This is a genomic window from Sporichthya brevicatena (assembly GCF_039525035.1).
GTDB classification, from domain to species: domain Bacteria; phylum Actinomycetota; class Actinomycetes; order Sporichthyales; family Sporichthyaceae; genus Sporichthya; species Sporichthya brevicatena.
In genome coordinates this window covers 1-614 of record NZ_BAAAHE010000085.1, presented here as the reverse complement: position 1 = coordinate 614, position 614 = coordinate 1, and the positions used below count along the sequence as shown (strand labels likewise).

General features: G+C 71.5%; 1 pseudogene. It reads right to left on the bottom strand.

What is annotated here, in order from left to right:
* A pseudogene (locus ABD401_RS25030) lies at nt 1–614 on the bottom strand (terminase); the annotation flags it as partial.

Sequence of the window (614 nt, the reverse complement as noted above, 5' to 3'; positions counted from 1 at the left end):
ATGTCGGTCGACGGCGGGGCGACGACCGCGTCGTAGAGGATCTTCGTCCGGCCGCGGGTGCGGCCTTCCTCCTGGGCCACCCACGCGTCCCAGGTGTCCTCGGCGACGGTCTCCTGGCCGGGCACCCAGGCGTTCGAGGTCTCCAGCATCCGCGAGCCGGACTTGGCCAGGTTGTCGGCCAGCGTCGAGGCCATCTCCGGCCCGCCGTTGGACGGTTTCCAGTGCTCGGTCTCGTCCGCGACCACGAAGCTCGCCTCGGCGCCCTCAGCGGCCGTGGCCGAGGAGGTGATGACCTCCAGCGTCCCCTCGGGGAGCTTGTAGTAGACGGTCTTGCCGGGGTCGATGTGGTGGGCCTTGACCACGCGCGACTGCTTGTGGGCGATCGCGCGGACCATCCGCATCGTGTTCTTCGTCTGCGACTCCGCCGTCGCCGCGATCTGCACCAGCGGCATGTCCACGGCCCGGACGTCGAGCCGGGCGGTCGGGTCCGGGTGCTCCGGGTCGATGATCCGGCGGACCCGGCACGGCCCGGCGAACTCGATGAGCGCGAGCACCGCGGCGAACGGAGACTTGCCCGAGCCCTTGGCCAGCCGGCGGACGCCGTGGTGGTAGCG